Source organism: Friedmanniella luteola (genome assembly GCF_900105065.1).
GTDB classification, from domain to species: domain Bacteria; phylum Actinomycetota; class Actinomycetes; order Propionibacteriales; family Propionibacteriaceae; genus Microlunatus; species Microlunatus luteolus.
Map to the genome: position 1 here is coordinate 355,194 of NZ_LT629749.1, position 17,319 is coordinate 372,512.

Annotated in this window: 15 protein-coding genes; 8 read left to right on the plus strand and 7 right to left on the minus strand. The window is 74.1% G+C overall.

Annotation, left to right across the window (positions count from 1 at the left end; translation table 11 throughout):
* Positions 1-48: 48 nt before the first annotated feature.
* The 5 genes from BLT72_RS01690 to idi form a co-directional block, all read right to left on the minus strand.
* On the minus strand, positions 49-1,119 hold the full coding sequence (locus tag BLT72_RS01690; RefSeq protein ID WP_197677162.1) for a Rieske (2Fe-2S) protein: 1,071 nt from the start codon (positions 1,117-1,119) through the stop codon (positions 49-51).
* On the minus strand, positions 1,097-2,095 hold the full coding sequence (locus tag BLT72_RS01695) for a phytoene/squalene synthase family protein (protein WP_231930269.1): 999 nt from the start codon (positions 2,093-2,095) through the stop codon (positions 1,097-1,099). The genes BLT72_RS01690 and BLT72_RS01695 overlap by 23 nt, the downstream gene beginning before the upstream one ends.
* Positions 2,092-3,582, minus strand: coding sequence for a phytoene desaturase family protein (gene crtI, locus BLT72_RS01700; RefSeq protein ID WP_091409282.1), 1,491 nt, complete (start codon positions 3,580-3,582; stop codon positions 2,092-2,094). The genes BLT72_RS01695 and crtI overlap by 4 nt, the downstream gene beginning before the upstream one ends.
* A 79-nt stretch (positions 3,583-3,661) precedes the next feature.
* A complete protein-coding gene (locus BLT72_RS01705) occupies positions 3,662-4,822 on the minus strand; it encodes a polyprenyl synthetase family protein (RefSeq protein ID WP_091409285.1) in 1,161 nt (386 codons plus the stop codon).
* A gap of 28 nt (positions 4,823-4,850) precedes the next feature.
* Positions 4,851-5,387 carry an isopentenyl-diphosphate Delta-isomerase gene (gene idi / locus BLT72_RS01710; protein WP_091409289.1) on the minus strand — a complete coding sequence of 179 codons (537 nt, stop codon included), beginning with the start codon at positions 5,385-5,387 and terminating at the stop codon, positions 4,851-4,853.
* A 403-nt stretch (positions 5,388-5,790) separates the two neighbouring features.
* Here idi and BLT72_RS01715 point away from each other — a divergent pair, with 403 nt between their 5' ends.
* The 7 genes from BLT72_RS01715 to BLT72_RS01745 all read left to right on the plus strand — a co-directional run bounded on the left by BLT72_RS01715 (position 5,791) and on the right by BLT72_RS01745 (position 12,001).
* Positions 5,791-6,948, plus strand: a complete 1,158-nt coding sequence (locus BLT72_RS01715; RefSeq protein ID WP_091409292.1) for a glycosyltransferase family 4 protein — start codon at positions 5,791-5,793, stop codon at positions 6,946-6,948.
* A complete protein-coding gene (locus BLT72_RS01720; protein ID WP_231930270.1) occupies positions 6,945-8,222 on the plus strand; it encodes a DUF1972 domain-containing protein in 1,278 nt (425 codons plus the stop codon). Before BLT72_RS01715 ends, BLT72_RS01720 begins: the two co-directional genes overlap by 4 nt.
* Positions 8,219-9,379, plus strand: coding sequence for a Gfo/Idh/MocA family protein (locus tag BLT72_RS01725; protein ID WP_091409296.1), 1,161 nt, complete (start codon positions 8,219-8,221; stop codon positions 9,377-9,379). The genes BLT72_RS01720 and BLT72_RS01725 overlap by 4 nt, the downstream gene beginning before the upstream one ends.
* Entirely contained in the window at positions 9,376-10,269 is an 894-nt protein-coding gene (locus BLT72_RS01730; protein WP_197677163.1) for a hypothetical protein, read from the plus strand. Before BLT72_RS01725 ends, BLT72_RS01730 begins: the two co-directional genes overlap by 4 nt.
* A 156-nt stretch (positions 10,270-10,425) precedes the next feature.
* On the plus strand, positions 10,426-10,818 hold the full coding sequence (locus BLT72_RS01735) for a hypothetical protein (protein ID WP_091409300.1): 393 nt from the start codon (positions 10,426-10,428) through the stop codon (positions 10,816-10,818).
* Complete coding sequence (locus BLT72_RS01740) at positions 10,815-11,585, plus strand: CDP-alcohol phosphatidyltransferase family protein (RefSeq protein WP_091409303.1); 771 nt, start codon at positions 10,815-10,817, stop codon at positions 11,583-11,585. Before BLT72_RS01735 ends, BLT72_RS01740 begins: the two co-directional genes overlap by 4 nt.
* Entirely contained in the window at positions 11,582-12,001 is a 420-nt protein-coding gene (locus tag BLT72_RS01745; protein ID WP_091409307.1) for an FAD synthase family protein, read from the plus strand. Before BLT72_RS01740 ends, BLT72_RS01745 begins: the two co-directional genes overlap by 4 nt.
* A 37-nt stretch (positions 12,002-12,038) precedes the next feature.
* Here the strand turns inward: BLT72_RS01745 and BLT72_RS01750 are convergent, their stop codons facing one another.
* Positions 12,039-12,785, minus strand: a complete 747-nt coding sequence (locus tag BLT72_RS01750) for a hypothetical protein (protein ID WP_091409310.1) — start codon at positions 12,783-12,785, stop codon at positions 12,039-12,041.
* Between the two features lie 242 nt (positions 12,786-13,027).
* Here BLT72_RS01750 and BLT72_RS01755 point away from each other — a divergent pair, with 242 nt between their 5' ends.
* Complete coding sequence (locus BLT72_RS01755; RefSeq protein WP_091409313.1) at positions 13,028-15,601, plus strand: right-handed parallel beta-helix repeat-containing protein; 2,574 nt, start codon at positions 13,028-13,030, stop codon at positions 15,599-15,601.
* A gap of 182 nt (positions 15,602-15,783) precedes the next feature.
* On the opposite strand, the gene BLT72_RS01760 is transcribed toward BLT72_RS01755, so the two are convergent.
* Positions 15,784-17,214, minus strand: a complete 1,431-nt coding sequence (locus BLT72_RS01760) for a tyrosine-protein kinase domain-containing protein (protein ID WP_172826005.1) — start codon at positions 17,212-17,214, stop codon at positions 15,784-15,786.
* Positions 17,215-17,319: the final 105 nt, after the last annotated feature.

The following is a 17,319-nucleotide window of genomic DNA, read 5'->3' on the forward strand; positions in this document are numbered from 1 at the left end:
CCCGGGTGTGAGGCGGCGCCGCCGGAGCGGACGCCGACGCCGGGGCGGTCAGCCCGGGAACTCGCCCCGCTCGCGGAGGTCGTAGCGCCGCTCGGCGTAGTCGAGGTCGTCCACCCAGAGCTGGCGGGCGGTCCGGCGGATCAGCGGCTTGAGCACCGGGGAGAACCAGCGGGCGGCGGCGAAGCCCGGACGGTCGGAGTAGGCGATCGTCGCCTCGGTGATCATCGTCCGGGGCCGGCCCTCCGCGTCGAGGCCGAGCGGGGTGGCGTGCGTCTCCACGACGCTGCCCGTGCCCTCGCCCTCGACGATCCGCATGACGATGGTGCGGGTGTCCGGGCAGGTGAACTCGGCGCGGACCGGGACGCCCCAGGTGCGGCTCAGCCGGAAGGTCACGTCGACGACCATCGTGCGGTCGTCGCTGGCCTCGTCGTCGACGACGAGATGGCTGAAGGCGTACGGGTGGAACCAGGAGCCGTGCCAGGGGTCCAGCCGGTTGGCGATGACGTCCTGGGGCTCGCAGGTGCCCGGCTGGGCGATGACGGCGGCGACCGAGCCGAGCTGCGGCGGCCGCGGCGGCAGCGACGGCCGCTCCGTCGGCTCCTCGCCGGGCGTGGGCAGGCCCACCCAGACCAGCACGCCGTCGTCGAACGCGCGGTAGGGGCTCCAGCCGGGCTGGGGCTGGTCGGTGAACGCCAGCCCGTGCCAGCGGCAGTACATCGTGCCGTCCATCACCGGGCAGCGGTCCATCAGCGCGCCCAGGTGCGGGCAGGCGCCGGGCCCGGCGACCAGGGCGCCGTCGCCGTCGCGCCACAGCACGACCTCGCGCCCGGCGATGGTGCGCGCCACGGACTCCTTGCGGCCGACGTCGGTGCTGGCGCCCGCGACGTACCAGCCGCCCGAGTTCTGCGCCTGGGCGACCGCGAGCGCGGCGGCGATCCGCCGCGGGCGGGCCAGCCGCCAGGTCGAGATCATCCGGTCCTCGCGCGGCTGGGGCACCCGGTAGAGCGGGATGCGCTGGCGGACCGCGGCCGGCATCGGCAGACCGGGGACCAGGCTGGCCTCGGCCGCCTGCTGGCCGGTGGCCTGGCGGCCGGCGTCAGCGGGGGTACGGAGCGACATGGTCGGCGGTCCTTCCTGGTCCCGGGAGAGCGGTGCGGACGGGCGGCGTCGGCGGCCCCGCCACCATGATGCGGGCCGCGGTGGTGGCCTTGCGCCAGGTGGGCACCCGGGCGCGGGTGCTGAAGACGTCGTAGTCGGCGGCCTCGATGCGTTCGAGGATCTGGCTGTAGAGGACGCGGGCCGCGCCGACGCAGCGGGCCGAGCGACCGGGCAGCAGCGCGATGCCGGTGTCGGCCAGCGCGTACAGCTCGCGGTTGCGGGCGATCTGGAAGGCGAGGAAGGCGCGCCACTGCGGCGTCGCCCGGCGCCCGGAGCCGTCGGCGGCGGTGAGGTCGACGCCGAAGCGCCGCAGGTCCTCCTGCGGCACGTAGACCCGGCCGCGGTCGAGGTCCTCGTCGACGTCGCGCAGGAAGTTCGTCAGCTGGAAGGCCAGCCCGAGCGCGCGGGCGGGCTCCTGCGCCATCGGGCTGGTGGGCTCCAGGACCGGCAGCATCATCTCCCCGATGACGGCGGCGGAGCCCTCCATGTAGCCGCAGAGGTCGTCCCAGGTCTCGTAGCGGCTCGTGGTCAGGTCCATCGCCATCGCGCCGAAGAAGCGGTCGAAGCACTCGCGGTCGATGCCGCAGGCGACGACGGTGGCGGCGACGGCGGCCATCACCGGGTCGTCGCCGGTCGGGTCACCGGCCTCCTCGGCGGTGACGGCGGTCCGGAAGCGGTCGGCGAACGCCTCCAGCGCGGCGCCGGTGGCGACGGTGTCGCCGCGGTCGACGACGGCCTGGTCGTCGACGATGTCGTCGGCCAGCCGGCACAGGGCGTAGACCGCGTGCACGTGCCGGCGGCGGGCCTTGGGCAGCAGCGCCGCGCCCCAGTAGTAGGTGGTGCCGTAGCGCCAGGTGAGGCCGGCGGCCCGCCGATAGCCCTCCTGCAGCAGGGCCTCGCGGCCCGCCTGGCCGGCGGGCTGGACGGTGCGGCTCACCGTGCCGGTCCCGGCAGGTAGTCGCTGACCCGCTGGGCGGCCAGCTTGCCCGAGATCAGCACCATCGGGACCCCGACGCCGGGCACCGTGCCCGAGCCGGCGAAGAAGAACCCGGGAACGCGCTTCTCGACGTTGGGCGGCCGGAACGGGCCGGTCTGCGGGAACGTGTGGGCGAGCGCGAACGGGGTGCCGGCCGCCATCCCCTGGCGCTGCCAGGCGACCGGGTCGACGAGCTCCTCGGTGACCACGTCGTCGGGGTAGCCGTGGGCGCCGAGGAAGCCGTGCAGCCGGTCGCGCATCGCCGGCGCCTCCTGCGCCCAGTCGATCTTGCCGCCCGACAGGTTGGGCACGGGCTCCAGCACGAACAGCGAGGAGCAGCCCTCGGGTGCCGCGCCGGGCGCGTCGAGGGAGGCGATGGTGACCATCCGCGACGGGTCGGGCATCAGCTCACCCCGGTCCAGCAGGGCGTCGAACGCGGTGTCCCACTGCTCGCCGAAGTGGATGTTGTGGTGGGCGACGGGGGCGGCGGGGACCCCGCGCGCGCCGACGTGCCAGACGACGGCGGAGGGGGAGTAGTCGCCCCTGCCGGGACGCGCGGCCCGGGGCGGGGTCAGCTCGGGCAGCAGATGCTCGTAGGCCACCGGGGTGTCGAGGGTGCAGACCACGGCGTCGGCCCGGACGGCCTCACCGCCGGCGAGCCGGACCCCGGCCACCCGGCCCGTGGGGGAGCGGAGCACGGCCTCGACGGACTCGCCGTAGCGGAACTGCGCCCCGGCCTTCTCCGCGGCCTGGGCCAGCGCCAGTGGCACGGCGTGCATGCCGCCCTCGGGGAAGTAGACCCCCTCGATGCTGTCCATGTAGGTGATGACGGCGTAGAGGGCGAGCGCCTTCTCCGGCGCCAGCCCCGCGTACATCGCCTGGAAGCTGAAGATCCGGTGCAGCCGCGGGTCGCGGAAGTGGGAGCGGACCGCCGGGCCCAGCCGCCGGAAGGCGCCCAGCTGCAGCAGCTTCGCCGCGGCGCGGGGGTTCTTCAGCAGCCCCAGCGGGGAGTCGAAGTTGGTGTCGATGAAGTTCGGCATCTCGACGACGTAGAGCTTCCGCAGCCACTCCACGAAGCCCTCGAAGGCGGCCGCGTCGACGCTGCCGCAGGTGTCGGCGATCTCCTGCCGCATCGCCTCGCGGTCGCCGCGGACCATGATCGTGCTGCCGTCGGCGTAGACGGCGCGGTAGGCCGGGTCGAGCCGCTTGAGCGGGCCGAGCGCCGACAGGTCGCTGCCCGCGGCGCGGAGCACGTCCGCGATCAGGTCGGGCATGGTCAGCACGCTGGGACCGGTGTCGAAGGTGAAGCCGTCCCGGTGCAGCAGCCCGTTGCGGCCGCCGGGGATGTCCTCGCGCTCCACGACGGTCACGTCGTGGCCGCGGCCGGAGAGGTGGCAGGCGGTGGACAGGCCGGCGAGCCCGGCCCCGATCACGACGACGGAGCTCATGCGCGGGAGGCGGACGAGCGGACGGGGGTGCGGATGAGGTGCTCCTCGGGGCGGGGGGTGGGACGGGGGTGGCGGCCGGTCACCGGTCGCGCCAGGCGATGCGGTGGGCCATCTGGGTGAGGCCGGCGACGCCCTGGGGGTCCAGGCCGTCGGCGGCCAGCGCGGCCACGGCGGCGTGGACGTGGGCGCTGATCCGTGACTCCACGGCGTCGACCACGCCACCGGCCCGGAGCGCGTCCTGCAGGAACACGACGTCGGCCGGGCTGAGCTCCGGGGTGCCGACCCGCTCCAGCACGTCGCGGGCGGGACCCTGGAGCAGCTCGTGGGCGAGGGAGAGGATCACCGTCGGCTTGCCGGACAGCAGGTCGTCGCCGGCCGGCTTGCCGGTGCGGGCCGGGTCGCCCCAGACCCCGAGCAGGTCGTCGCGCAGCGCGAAGGCCTCGCCGACCTCGGCGCCGTAGGTGGCCAGCACGTCGAGGGTGCCGGGGCCCGCACCGGCGGCGGTCGCCCCCAGCTGCAGCGGCCGCCAGACGGTGTAGCAGCCGGACTTGGCCTGCGCGACCTGCCGGGCGTGCGCGAGGTCGCGCCGGCCGGCGGCGCTGCCGGTCAGGTCGCGGCTCTGCCCGCGGACCAGCTCGACCACCAGCACCCGCCAGATCGCCCGCAGCGCGGGCGGCAGGTGGCTGACCAGGTGGTCGGCCTCGGCGTGGGCCAGGTCGCCGACCAGCACGGCGATGCTGTCGCCGAACCGCGCGGCACTGCCGCGGCCGCCGCTGTGCAGGTGCAGCTGGGCGGCCAGGGTGTGCACCGACGGCTGGCCGCGGCGGGAGGCCGACTCGTCCATCACGTCGTCGTGGATGAGCGCGAAGATGTGCAGCAGCTCGAGGGCGGTGGCGACCTGGAGCACGTCGTCGGCCCCGTGGTCGTCCCGCCGGCCGCCGGCCACCACCCAGCCCCACAGGCACATGCTGGGCCGGATCCGCTTGCCGCCGGTGCCCACCAGGCCCCGGAGCAGCTCGGGCAGGTCGCGGTCGCTGAGGATGTCGACGACCGCGCCCGGGGTGGACAGCTCGTCGGTCCAGACGCGCTCGAGGTCGTCGACGACCTCGGCCATCCGGCTGTCGACGCGGGCGAGGAACTCCTCGTTCAGCTCGCCGGCGCGCCGGGAGGGCAGGGCGACCACCGCGGACGCACCGCGACGACGGCCGGGGCGCTGGGCGGGCGAGAGCTGGGAGCTCACCGGACCACCCCGGCCGGCCGGCCGCAGCTCATCCGGCCACCGCCAGCCGCTCGACCTGCAGCACCGACCAGGGGCTGAAGACGAACGGGGTCGCCTCCGCCGCACGCACCACGTCGTCCCATGCCCCCCACTTCCAGTCCATGACCTCGGCAGGGTTCGGCAGCGGGTCCGTGGCCGGATGCAGGGTCCGCGCCCGGTAGACGGGGCAGATCTCGTTCTCCACGACGCCGCTGGCGTCGGTGGCCGTGTAGGCGAAGTCGGGCAGGACGCACTCGAGGTCGCCGAGCACCAGCCCGAGCTCCTCGCCGACCCGCCGGCGGACCGCGTCCTCCACCGCCTCGCCGGGGGCCGGGTGCCCGCAGCAGGTGTTGGTCCACACGCCCGGCCAGGTTCGCTTGCCGAGGGCCCGCCGCGTGAGCAGCAGCCGGTCGTCGGCGTCGAAGAGGTAGAGCGAGAAGGCCAGGTGCAGCGGCGTCTCGGCGTCGTGCACCTCGGACTTGAGGCGCTGCCCGATGGGCTCGCCGGCGGGGCTGACCAGCACCACCGACTCCTCGGTCACCGTCATGGCGCTCCTCCTCCGCAGCAACGGCTGCGGAGGTCCCCGTGACCTGCCCGACCCGCGTCGTCCACCCGGTCACTCTAGCGAGGCCGCTGAGGGGCCGCCCGGCCCTGCGGAGCCCGCCGGGGAGCGGCGTGCGGCGCGGACGGAGGGGTGATATCGGGCACACCACGGAGGACGTCACGGCCCCCGTCCCGCGCTGATCCGGTCACGACTGTGCATCGGTTGGCGAAAAACGCCGTGCCGCAGCGGGGTCGGCGATTTCCGACCTCCCGCCGGCGAGGGGAAATGCCCTACGATGAGCCGCGGCGCGTCCCCCGGTGCCGAGGGATTGCCCTAGTGTCCGAGATTCGACTGCTCAGCATGCGTCGGCGGGGGACGGCGAGCGGCCAAGGGGGATCCCAGCAGCATGAGTGACGAGCGCATCAGTGTGCTCATCGCCAACCCGTCCCCAGACGTCTACGGTTCCGACCTGCAGATGCTGGAGAGCATCTCGGCGATGACGGCCCAGGGCTGGCGGGTGACCGTCGCCCTCCCCCGGGACGGCGAGCTGGTCCCCCGGATCCGGGCCCGCGGCGGTGAGGTCCACTTCTTCGACTTCCCGGTGCTGCGCCGCGCCAACCAGTCGGCGGCCGCCTTCGCCGGCATGGTCGGCTCGGCCGCCCTCGCCGTGCCCCGCCTGGTCGCGCTCATCCGCGCCCTGGCGCCGTCCCTGGTCTACGTCAACACCGTCACCCTCCCGTGGTGGCTGCTGGCCGCGCGGCTGACGCGCACGCCCACCGTCTGCCACCTCCACGAGGCCGAGAACGCCGACTCGGCCCTCGTCCGCCGGGCGCTCGTCGCGCCGCTGCGCCTGGCGCACGCCGTCATCGTGATCAGCGAGTCGGCCATGACCGCGATGGTGGAGGCCGACCCCGGGCTGGCCGGGCGCGCCCGGCTGATCTACAACGGCGTCCCCACCCCGCCCGACCAGCCGGCACCCCCCGCCCGCGACCTGCCGTTGCGCGCCGTCGTCGTCGGCCGGCTCTCCCCCCGCAAGGCGCCGCACCTGGCGCTCGAGGCGGTCGGCCGGCTCCGGCAGCGGGGCCTGGCGCTCGAGGTCGAGCTGGCAGGCTCCGCCTTCCCCGGCTACGAGTGGTACGTCGAGCAGCTGGAGCAGCGCGCCGCGCAGGATGACCTCGCCGGTGCCGTCACCTTCTCGGGCTACTGCTCGCCCATCTGGCCGGCGCTGGCGCGGGCCGACCTCGCCGTCGCGCCCTCGCTGCGGGAGCCGTTCGGGAACGCCGTCGTCGAGGCCCAGATGTCGCTGCGACCCGTCGTCGCCACCGCCGCGCTGGGCCACCTGGAGAGCATCACCGACGGCGAGACCGGCCTGCTCGTGCCCGCCGAGGACGTCGACGCCATGGCCGGCGCGATCCAGCGGCTCGTCGAGGACGCCGACCTGGCTGGTGAGCTCGCGGCCGCCGCCCGGACCAACGCGCTGGCCCGCTTCACCACCGAGCGCTACAACGCCGAGGTGGTCGCGCTCGTCCGCGAGCTCACCACCGGCGTCGAGGTCGCCCGGTGAGCGCCGTCGCCAGCCTCGCCGGCGTGCTGGACCGGCTGCCCGGCAGCCGCCGGTTCACCGCCACCCCCCGCCCGAAGACGGTGCGGATCCTCGGCACCCACGGCGTGCCGGCGAGCTACGGCGGGTTCGAGACCGCCGCGGAGAACGTCGCCCTGTTCCTGCGCGACCAGGGCTGGCGGGTGGTCGTGTACTGCCAGGTGCCCGGTTCCGGCCCGCTGCGCGAGGACACCTGGAACGGGCTGGAGCGGGTGCTCATCCCCGTCGACCGCGAGGGCTGGCTGGGGACGTCGCAGTTCGACTGGCTGTCGATCAGCCACGCGGCGAAGCACCGCGACGTCTGCCTGACGTTCGGCTACAACACCGCCGTCTTCAACACCGTCCAGCGGCTGCTGGGGATCCCGAACGTCATCAACATGGACGGCATCGAGTGGTCGCGGGCGCGCTGGGGCAAACTGCGCCAGGCCATCCTCTACACCAACGAGCGGATCGCCTGCTTCGTCGGCAACCACCTGGTCGCCGACCACCCGGTGATCGAGACCTACCTGCACACCCGGGCGCCGGCGCGGAAGGTCACCACCGTCACCTACGGCGCCCCGACCGTCCTCGACGCGCCGACCGACGTCCCGGCGGCCCACGGGCTCACCCCTGGGGAGTACCTGACGCTGATCGCGCGGCCCATCCCCGAGAACACCATCCTCGAGATCGTCGAGGGCTTCTCCCGCCGGCCGCGGGGCGTCGACCTCGTGGTGCTGGGCGACTACCGGCCCGAGGCCGACGCCTACCACCGTGCGGTGGTCGACGCGGCCGGGCCGGAGGTGAGGTTCGTCGGCGGCATCTACGACCCCGCCGCCACCGCCGCCCTGCGCTTCCACAGCCTCGGCTACGTGCACGGGCACACGGTCGGCGGGACCAACCCGTCCCTGGTCGAGGCCCTGGGCGCCGGCAACCCGGTGATCGCGCACGACAACGCCTACAACCGCTGGGTGGCGGGCGACGCCGCCCTGTACTTCAGCGCGGCCGAGGACGTCGACGCACGCGTCGAGGAGCTGGTCGGCTCGCCGGGCACCGCCGCCCGGCTCGGCGCCGCCGCCCGGGCCCGGCACGCATCAGAGTTCACCTGGGAGCACGTGGCCGGCCAGTACGAGCAGCTGCTGCTCCCCTACCTCGGCGACGACGCGGTCCCGGCGGTCAGCGTGGGGATGACCGACAGGCACGAGACCGGAGGGATGCCGGTGGTCCAGACCGCAGGGGCAACAGGAAGCGAGCAGTCGTGATCAGAGTCGGAGTCGTGGGGCTGGGCAAGATGGGCCTCTCCCACCTGTCCATGTTCAACGCGCACCCGGAGGTGGAGGTCGCGGGCATCTGCGACTCCGCCGGCTACATGCTCGGGGTGCTGAACAAGTACACCGGGCTGAAGACCTACGCCGACATGGACGCCATGCTCGACGACGCCGAGCTGGACGCGGTGGTGATCTCCACGCCGTCGAGCATGCACGCCTCGATGGTCCGCACCGCGCTGGAGCGCGGGGTGAACGTCTTCTGCGAGAAGCCGTTCTGCCTCGACCCGGCCGACTCGGCCGCCCTCACCGCGCTGGCGGAGGAGAAGGGCCTGGTCACCCAGGTCGGCTACCACTACCGCTTCGTCGGCGCCTTCGCCGAGGTCAAGCGGCTGCTGGACCTCGGGGCCATCGGCCGGGTGACCCACGTGCTGGCCGAGGCCTACGGGCCCGTCGTGCTGAAGCCGCAGGGCAGCACCTGGCGCAGCAAGAAGGCGCTCGGCGGCGGCAGCCTCTACGACTACGCGGCGCACCCGCTGAACCTGGTGAACTGGTACCTGGGTGAGGCCGCCCGCGCCGGGGGCTCCGTGCTCAACCCGGTGTTCTCCCGCGAGACCGACGACGAGGTGTTCAGCACCCTCTTCTTCGACCCGGCGACGCCGGGTGGCACGCCCGTGACCGCCCAGCTGTCGGTGAACTGGAGCGACGAGTCGCAGCGCAAGATGACCACCAAGGTGTCCGTGTGGGGCACCGAGGGACGGATCTCCGCCGACCGCCAGGAGGTGCAGGTCTTCCTCCGCGACGGCGCCCAGGTGCCCGACGGCTACGTCCCCGGCTGGAACGTCAAGTACACGACCGAGCTGACCGAGGAGGTCTGGTTCTACCTGCGGGGCGAGGAGTACAGCGCGCAGGTCGACACCTTCATCACCCGGGTGATCAAGGGCGAGACCGAGGGCGTCAACAACTTCGCGCACGCCGCGGCGACCGACCGGGCCATCCAGCTCATGGTCGACGACGCCAGCGGTGTGACGCGGGTGCCGACCACCAGCGCCCTCGCGGCCCCCGCCGGCCGCACCCGGTCGGGGGGCTCCCTGCCCGGCGCGGTGCGCGCCCGGGTCCGTTCGCTGCTGCAGAAGGTGGGGTCCAGCCGATGAGCACGACGACGACCGAGCAGGTCCGGATGGACCGGTTGCTCTTCGGGGACAACCAGTTCTTCGGCGTGAACCACATGTCGGAGGAGAAGGCCCGCGCGCAGGCCATGAAGTTCCAGGACATCGACGTCGTGCAGGCCGTCCTCGACGACGCCTACGACGAGGGCGTCACGACGTTCATGTGCACGACGCACGACCGGATCGCCCTCGTCGCGGACCACGTGCGGGCGAACCCCGCGCGCTACCCGGACATGACCTTCTACCCGTGCATGCCGTACGCCCACAAGTACGCGAACGCCATGACCGAGGACGGGCCGCTGGGAGCCATCAAGCGGTTCCTGCCCGACGAGGGCTTCCTCGACGCCGCCCTCCGCGGCAGCCGGTCGCTGGCCACGAAGGACATCGAGGGCATCGTCACGCTGCTCATCGACTCCGAGATGAAGATGTTCGCCGGGTTGCGCACGCCGGTGATCTTCCTGCAGAACGTGGTCGTCGACCTGCTGCTGGGGCTCGGCTTCAACGAGGCGTTCCTGATCTTCCACGACCACGTGCGGGCGCGCTACGGCGCCGAGCCCGGGTTCATCACGATGAACACCCCGGCCCTGCTCGACGTGCTCGACGGGCTGGGCATCGTGAACCCGGTCGTCTGCTCCAACATCAACAAGGTCGGCTTCCGGATGAGCGGCGGCATGGAGGCCTACCGCCGGATGCTGGCCGAGCGGGAGTTCCGGGCGATCGCCATGTCGGTCTTCGCCTCCGGCGCCATCGAGCCCCGCGAGGCGATCGAGTGGGTGTGCGCGCAGCCCAACATCGAGTCGATCGTCTTCGGCGCCTCGAGCCGCCGCAACATCGCGGGCACCAAGGCCCTCGTCGACCAGTACTGGGTCCGCTGACCAGTCAGGGGCACCGGGGTCACGAGGTCGTGATGTCGCGCTCATCTTCCACCTTTTCCGAGGGCATCCACGTCGCTCCCCGCTACGCTTCCGGCACCGGACGCGGGCGTGCCGGGGAAGACGTCCGCCACGGCCCGTGCGGGGAGTTCTGAGAACATGACGACCGGTTATCTCGCCCACAGCTTCGACCTCCTCAACGTCCGCGACCTCGACCTGGTCGCCCAGGCCGCCGACCACTGCGACGAGGTGGTGGCCGGCGTCCTCTCCGACGACCTGGTGGAGCAGCGCTACGGCCGCCGTCCGGTCGTGCCCGTCGCCGAGCGGATGGCCCTGGTGGCCCGGCTCCGCGGGGTGACCCGGGTGGTCGAGCAGACGGCCCCGGAGCTGCCGGAGGACCTGCCCGGCGCGACCCTCTTCGTGGTCGCCGACGAGCCGGCGGTGCTGGACGCCGTCGACGTCGTCGTCCTGACGCCCCGGCGCGAGAGCGCCTCGGAGGTGCTGCGGCACGCGCTGCAGGCCGCCGTGACCGACGAGGCGGTCGCCTCGTGACGGCCACCGCTCCCGCGACGGCCCGGGGCTTCGGCCCCGCCTACGCCCAGCTGCGGGCCGCGCAGAAGACCTCCAAGGGCGCGCCGGCCTACTCGCTCTACGTGAACCGGCCGCTGGGCCGGGTGCTGGCCGCCGCCGCCTTCCAGGTGGGGCTGACCCCCAACCAGGTCACCGGCCTCAGCGCGCTGGCCACCTTCAGCGGCATCATCTGGCTCGCGGCCGGCTCGCCCACCTGGCTGACCGGGGTGGGCGTCTGCCTGCTGCTGGTGCTGGGCTACGCGCTCGACTCCGCCGACGGCCAGCTGGCCCGGCTGCGCGGGGGCGGCAGCCCCGCCGGCGAGTGGCTGGACCACATGTTCGACGCCGCGAAGAACGCGATGCTGCACCTGGCGGTGCTGGTCATCGCGTTCCGGCACTTCGACCTCGCCCTGGGCTGGCTGCTGGTGCCCATCGGCTTCACCGTGGTCACCGCGGTGATGTTCTTCGGCATGCTGCTCAACGACTTCCTCGCCCGGGTGCACCGCGCGCAGCACGACCTGCCGGCCCCGCCGAAGGAGGGCTCGACGCCGCTCCGGACGCTGATGAAGATCCCCGCCGACTACGGCGTGCTCTGCCTGGTCTTCCTCGCCCTCGGCGCCCCGCTGGTCTTCTCCACGCTCTACGCCCTGCTCGGCCTCGGGACGCTGGGCTACCTGGCCCTGGCGCTGCCCAAGTGGTTCCGCGACGTCAAGGCCCTCGACGTCCCCGCCGGCCGGGTCAGCGCGTGACCGGCCCCGTCGTCGGCTACGTGCCCGGCGCGTGGGACATGTTCCACGTCGGCCACCTCAACATCCTGGTGCGGGCACGCGAGCACTGCGACCGGCTGGTCGTCGGGGCCGTCACCGACGAGGCGCTGCACGCCGCGAAGGCGAAGTACCCCGTGGTGCCGCTGGCCGAGCGGCTCGAGGTCGTCGAGGCGCTGGACATCGTGGACGAGGTGACCACCGACTTCTCCTCGGACAAGCTCGAGGTCTGGTCGCGGGTCCGCTTCGACGTGCTGTTCAAGGGCGACGACTGGCGGGGCACGGCGAAGGGCGACAAGCTCGAGGCCGACATGGCCACCGTCGGGGTGAAGGTGCACTACTTCCCCTACACGGTGCACACCTCGAGCACGCTGCTGCGGTCGCTGCTCTCCGAGCGCTGAGGGCCCCGGCCGCCTGCTCGCGGCGAGGGGCCGCGGGTCAGCGCGGCGCGGCCCCGCGGAAGGCGACCACCGGGGTGTCGACCGAGTAGTCCACCGTGATGAGGACCTCCGAGCGGTCGTCCTCGGGCACGGCGAAGACGAACGTGCCGGTGGCCTTCTCGCCGGCGCGCACCGCGGTGGGTAGCGCCTTCGTGCCGGGTCCGCTCAGCGCGGAGCCGGGCGTCTGGTCCGCGGTGTAGAAGAGGTTGACGACGGTGCTGCTGAGATCGACCTCCTCCCGGGACCGGTTGGTCAGCGTGACGGTCGCGCGGACGGCGGGACCCGACACCTCCCCCGGACCGCTCGCCTCGCCCTGCACCGCCTCGAGCCGGCTGACCCGCGCCGTCAGGCCCTCGTCGACCTCCTCGGGCTCGTCCAGCGGCACGGGCGGCTTGGTGCTGACCGCCGAGGTCGGGGCGGGGTCCTGCTCCGGCTGGTCCCGTCCCGACGCCGTCGCGGACGGTGAGGTCCGGCCGCTGGCGGTCGCCGTGGGCGTGCGCGCCGAGGACGACGGGGAGGCCGAGGGGGACGGTGCGGCCGAGGGGCTCGTCGACACCGCCGGCGTGGCGGCCGGGCTGGCGGGAGCCGACGGCCCGGCCGAGGCCGTCGGCACCGTCGGGGCCGGGGTCGCCGCGGGGTCGGCGCGCACCTGGCGGACCACCAGGACGGCGGCCACCAGCACGGCGACGGCGGCGAGGGCCAGCGCCAGCCGGACCAGCCACGGGCGGGGGGAGTCTGCCGCCATCGGAGGGTCTCCTGGGAGTCGGGGGAGCGGGCGGGCCGGGCGGCCCGCGACCCATCATCCCTGGCCGGCACCCGGCCCGGAGCCGTCCGCGCGGAGCGCCCGCCGGGCCGTCCCGCGGGCAGGTCTCGATTCGCTTGCGATGTCCTCGACGCCACCGGGTCCTGGAGGGTGCTCTGCTAACGTCGTCCGGACGGTGCCGCCGAGGGTGCGAGCCTGCCGCGGACCAGGGGAGAGCGCGTCGCGTGTCGTCGAGAGCACACCAGCGGTGGACGCGCGGCTCCGTCGTCGGCCTGGTCGTCGCGGCGCTGGTCCTGCTGCTCCTGCTCGGCGTCGTCCTGGTCGACCGCCGCTCCTCGGGCGGCGGCACCACCGCCGAGCCCACCTACCGTGACGGCCGCGTCGTCCTCTCCGACACCTTCGAGCGCAGCCTGGACACCGGCTGGGGCGACGCCGACGTCGGCGGCCCCTACGAGCTGACCAGCGCGTCCGACTTCTCCGTCGAGCGGGGCACCGGGCGGGTCACCCTGCCGCGGCCGGCCGTCGGGCACATCGCCGCGCTGACCAGCGCGCGGCCGCAGGACCTGACCGCCTCCGTCGACGTCATCGCCCCGGAGCCCGTCCGGCGCGGCAGCGGGGTGTACGTCGCCCTGCACCTGCGCACCAACGGGCCCTTCTACTACCGTCCGGTGCTGCGCTTCGGCCCCGACCAGAAGGTCTACCTCTCGCTGTCCCGCTTCGACGGCAGCGCCGAGGACCGGCTCAACCTGGCCAACGAGAAGGTCGTCGCCTCGGGCGTCCAGGCCGGGGCGCGGCTGACCTTCACGGCCGCCGTGACCGGCGTGACGCCGGTGACGATCCGGGCCGCCGTCGCGTCCGGCGGCCGCGCACCGTCCGGTGTCGAGGTCACCGACGCGAGCGCGTCCCGGCTGGCGGCCGGTGGCACGTTCGCGCTCTGGGCCTACGTCGCCGGCAGCTCCGACGCCGACAAGGTCGTCGGGTTCGACAACCTGAACGTGCGCCAGCAGGTCGCCGAGACGCCGGGCCGGGAGGACGGCACCGGCTCGATCGGCCGCGGCGGCGTCGTCGTCCCCGCCGGTCAGGACGGGACGGTGGACGCTGAACCCGCCGACGACGGCCGGGCGGACCGGCCGACCGGCTCGGCCCCGGTCGGCTCCACGCGACACCCCGTGCCGGCCGGCGCCCTGGTGGTCAGCCGGGGCGCGGCCGCCGGCGGCGACGGCTCCCTCGCGGCCCCGTTCCGACGCATCCAGGACGCGGTGGACCGGGTGGGGGCCGGGGGCACCGTGGTGGTGCGCGCCGGCAGCTACCACGAGAGCGTCGTGCTGCCCATCGACCGCACGGTGCACCTGCAGTCCTACCCGGGCGAGCCGGTGTGGCTCGACGGCAGCAGCGCGCTGCGGGGCTGGCAGCGCCGCGGCGACGCCTGGGAGGTCCGCTGGACCCACACCTTCGACTCCAGCCCCACCTACACCCGGGGAGCTGAGGAGCGGGACGAGCCCGGCTGGCGGTTCGTCAACCCGGCCCACCCGATGGCCGCGCACCCCGAGCAGGTCTGGGTCGACGGCCAGCCGCAGACCCAGGTGCGGACCCGGGCCGAGGTCACCGAGGGCACCTTCTTCGTCGACAGCCGCCGGCAGCGGCTGGTGCTGGGCACCGACCCGGTCGACGCCGGCGTCCGGGCCAGCACGCTGGCCAAGGGCCTGACCGTCGTCGGCAAGGGCGACACCGTCCGCGGGATCGGCGTCCGGCGCTACGCGACGTCGGTCTGGCAGCTCGGCGCCGCGACGGTCAACAACACCGGGGTGAGCCTGTCCGACATGGTGTTCGAGGACAACGCCACCACGGGCCTGTCCGTGTTCGCCGCCGACGTCACCCTGCGCGACCTCACCGCCTCCCGCAACGGCCTGATGGGGCTGCACGCCCACCAGGCCGACCACCTCGACGTCCGCAACGTCGTGGCCACCCACAACAACCTCGAGCTGTTCAACCGGGCCCCGGCCGCCGGCGGGATGAAGCTCACGAGCTCCCGGCACGTCCGCGTCGAGGGCAGCGAGTTCGCCGACAACCTCGGGCACGGGCTGTGGTTCGACGCCGCCTCCTACGACGTCGACATCGTCTCCTCACGCGCCGAGCGGAACACCGGGGCCGGCATGGTCGTCGAGATCTCCAGCCGGGTCCGGGTGGTCGACAACGTGCTGGTCGACAACGGCGTGCACGGGCTCTGGCTGATCGACACCGACCGGGTGCAGATCGCCAACAACACCTTCGCCCGCAACGACGAGGCCAACCTCGTGGTCGTCACGGACGGCCGGACCCCGCAGGAGCCCGGGCCCGGGGGGACCGACCTGCGGCACCCGGACGGCGGGGGGATGCCGTGGGTGTCCCAGGACGTGGCCGTCTACAACAACGTGTTCGCCGACGGCGGCGAGGGCTGCCTTGTCTGCGTCGTCGACCACACGGGGAAGCGGACCGGCGCGCAGCTCGACGTCGCGTTCGACCACAACCTCTACCACCTCGACTCCGTCCTGGCCCACCCGACGTTCGCCACCTGGCCGTCGGCGGAGCCGAACCCGTTCCTCTACGGCGACTTCACCGCCTACCGCGTGGCGACCGACCAGGACGCCGCCAGCCGGCAGCTGGTCGGCGGGGACCGGGCCGTGGACCGCGACGGGCGGGTCTCGTCCGAGGTCGCCGACGTCGCCGCCGAGGTCGCCCGCGACCTCGACCGGGACGCCGCCGACGCCGCGGCCGGAGCCGCCCCCGCGCGGCCCCGGCTCGGCGCCTGGCAGGGCTGACCGCCCGACCGGCCACCGGCCCACCCGGGGGACCACCGGCGGACCGCGTCCGGGTCCTCGGCCGGGAGGCAGCCCGTCAGCGGTCACCGGTCCGGTCGCGTCGGAGCACCTCGCACCGCGCCGTCGCGGACGCACGACGTCCCGCCGCCCCCGAGGGGACGACGGGACGTCGGGCTCGCTGGTCAGGCGCTGGGGGCGTCCCAGCTGACGGCGGTGGAGCCGCGGGCCGCGCGGGCGGCGCCCTTGTCGCTCTGCCGCGTCCGGCGGCCCTCGGAGCCGGTGTAGCCGGTGGTCGCGGGGAGCTCGCGCTCGGCGACCTCGTTGAGCACGACGCCCAGCACCGTCAACCCGGCGACGTCGGCCGTCTCCAGCGCCTGGTTCAGCTGGGCGCGGCGGACGGTGGAGGCGTCGGCGACCAGCACCGCGCCGTCGACCTGGCCGCGGAGCGCGGTGACGTCGGCGACGGCGAGGACGGCCGGGGTGTCGACCACCACGAACTCGTACCGGCCGCGCAGCTCACCGAGCAGCGCCGCGAGCGCGGGGGACGCCAGCACCTCGGTCGGGTTCGTGCTGGTGCCGCCGGCGGTCAGCACGTCGAAGTGGGCGTTGCGGACGGACTGCACGGACTGCCCGACCGACGCCGGGTCGCCGAGCACGGTGAGCAGCCCCGAGCCGCCGTTGGTGCCCGTGATCTCGGCGACCCGGGGGCGGCGGAGGTCGCCGTCGACGAGGACGACGCGGCGGCCGGCCTCGCCCAGGGCGGCGGCGAGGTTCGCGGCGATGGTGGACCGGCCCTCGTCACGGACGGCGGAGGTGACGGCGAGCGCGAAGCTGGCCCGGCCGCCGGCCAGCTGCTCGATGCTCGAGCGCAGGTGCCGGATGTCCTCGGCGCTGCGGCTGTCCGCATCGTTCAGGACCACGAGGTTGCGGTTCGCGAGGTTGGCGGCGTGCCGCACGGTGCCCAGCACCGGCTCGTCGGTGATCTCGGCGAGGGCCGCGGGGCTGTGCACCCGGGTGTCCATCCGGGAGCGGGCGATGACGATGGCGGCGGCGAGCAGCAGGCCGATCAGCAGGCCGAGCGCGGTGTTGCGGCGCGTGTCGGGCGAGGACTGGACCGTGGGCGGCAGTGCCGTCTGGATCGACTGCACGCTCACCAGGGAGCGGCCGTTGGGCAGCTTGGGCCCGACGGTGTCCACCGCGTTGCCCAGCTGGCTGCCGACGGCGTTGGCGATGGCCGCCGCGGTCTCCGGGTCGGCGTTGGCCACGTTGATCTGCATCACCACGGTGTTGCGGGGGGTGGTGATCCGGATGCTGCGGCCGAGCTGCTTGACCGTCATGGTGAGCCCGAGGTCGTCGATCACCGGGTTCAGCACGGCCGGCGACGTGGCCAGCTGGCCGAACGACGCCATCTGGTCCTGCACGTAGTTGGAACCCTGGGCCAGCTCGGCCGCCGAGTCGCCGACGCTCACCGTGAAGTACTGGGTGGCCGTGGCGGTGTAGAGCGGGGTCCGGGTGGTGGAGACGGCGTAGACGCCGGCGCCGACCAGCAGGGTGATGATGCCGATCAGGATCCAGTGCCGCAGCAGCAGCCGGACGGTCGAGGCGAAGCTCATGACGGGGGAAGACCTCTCGTGCGACGTGTGCGTGCGCGCGGGGACGGCGCACGGGAACGGGCCGACGCCGAGAGCACCCGGGACCCGGCCCCGGTGTCGTCGGAT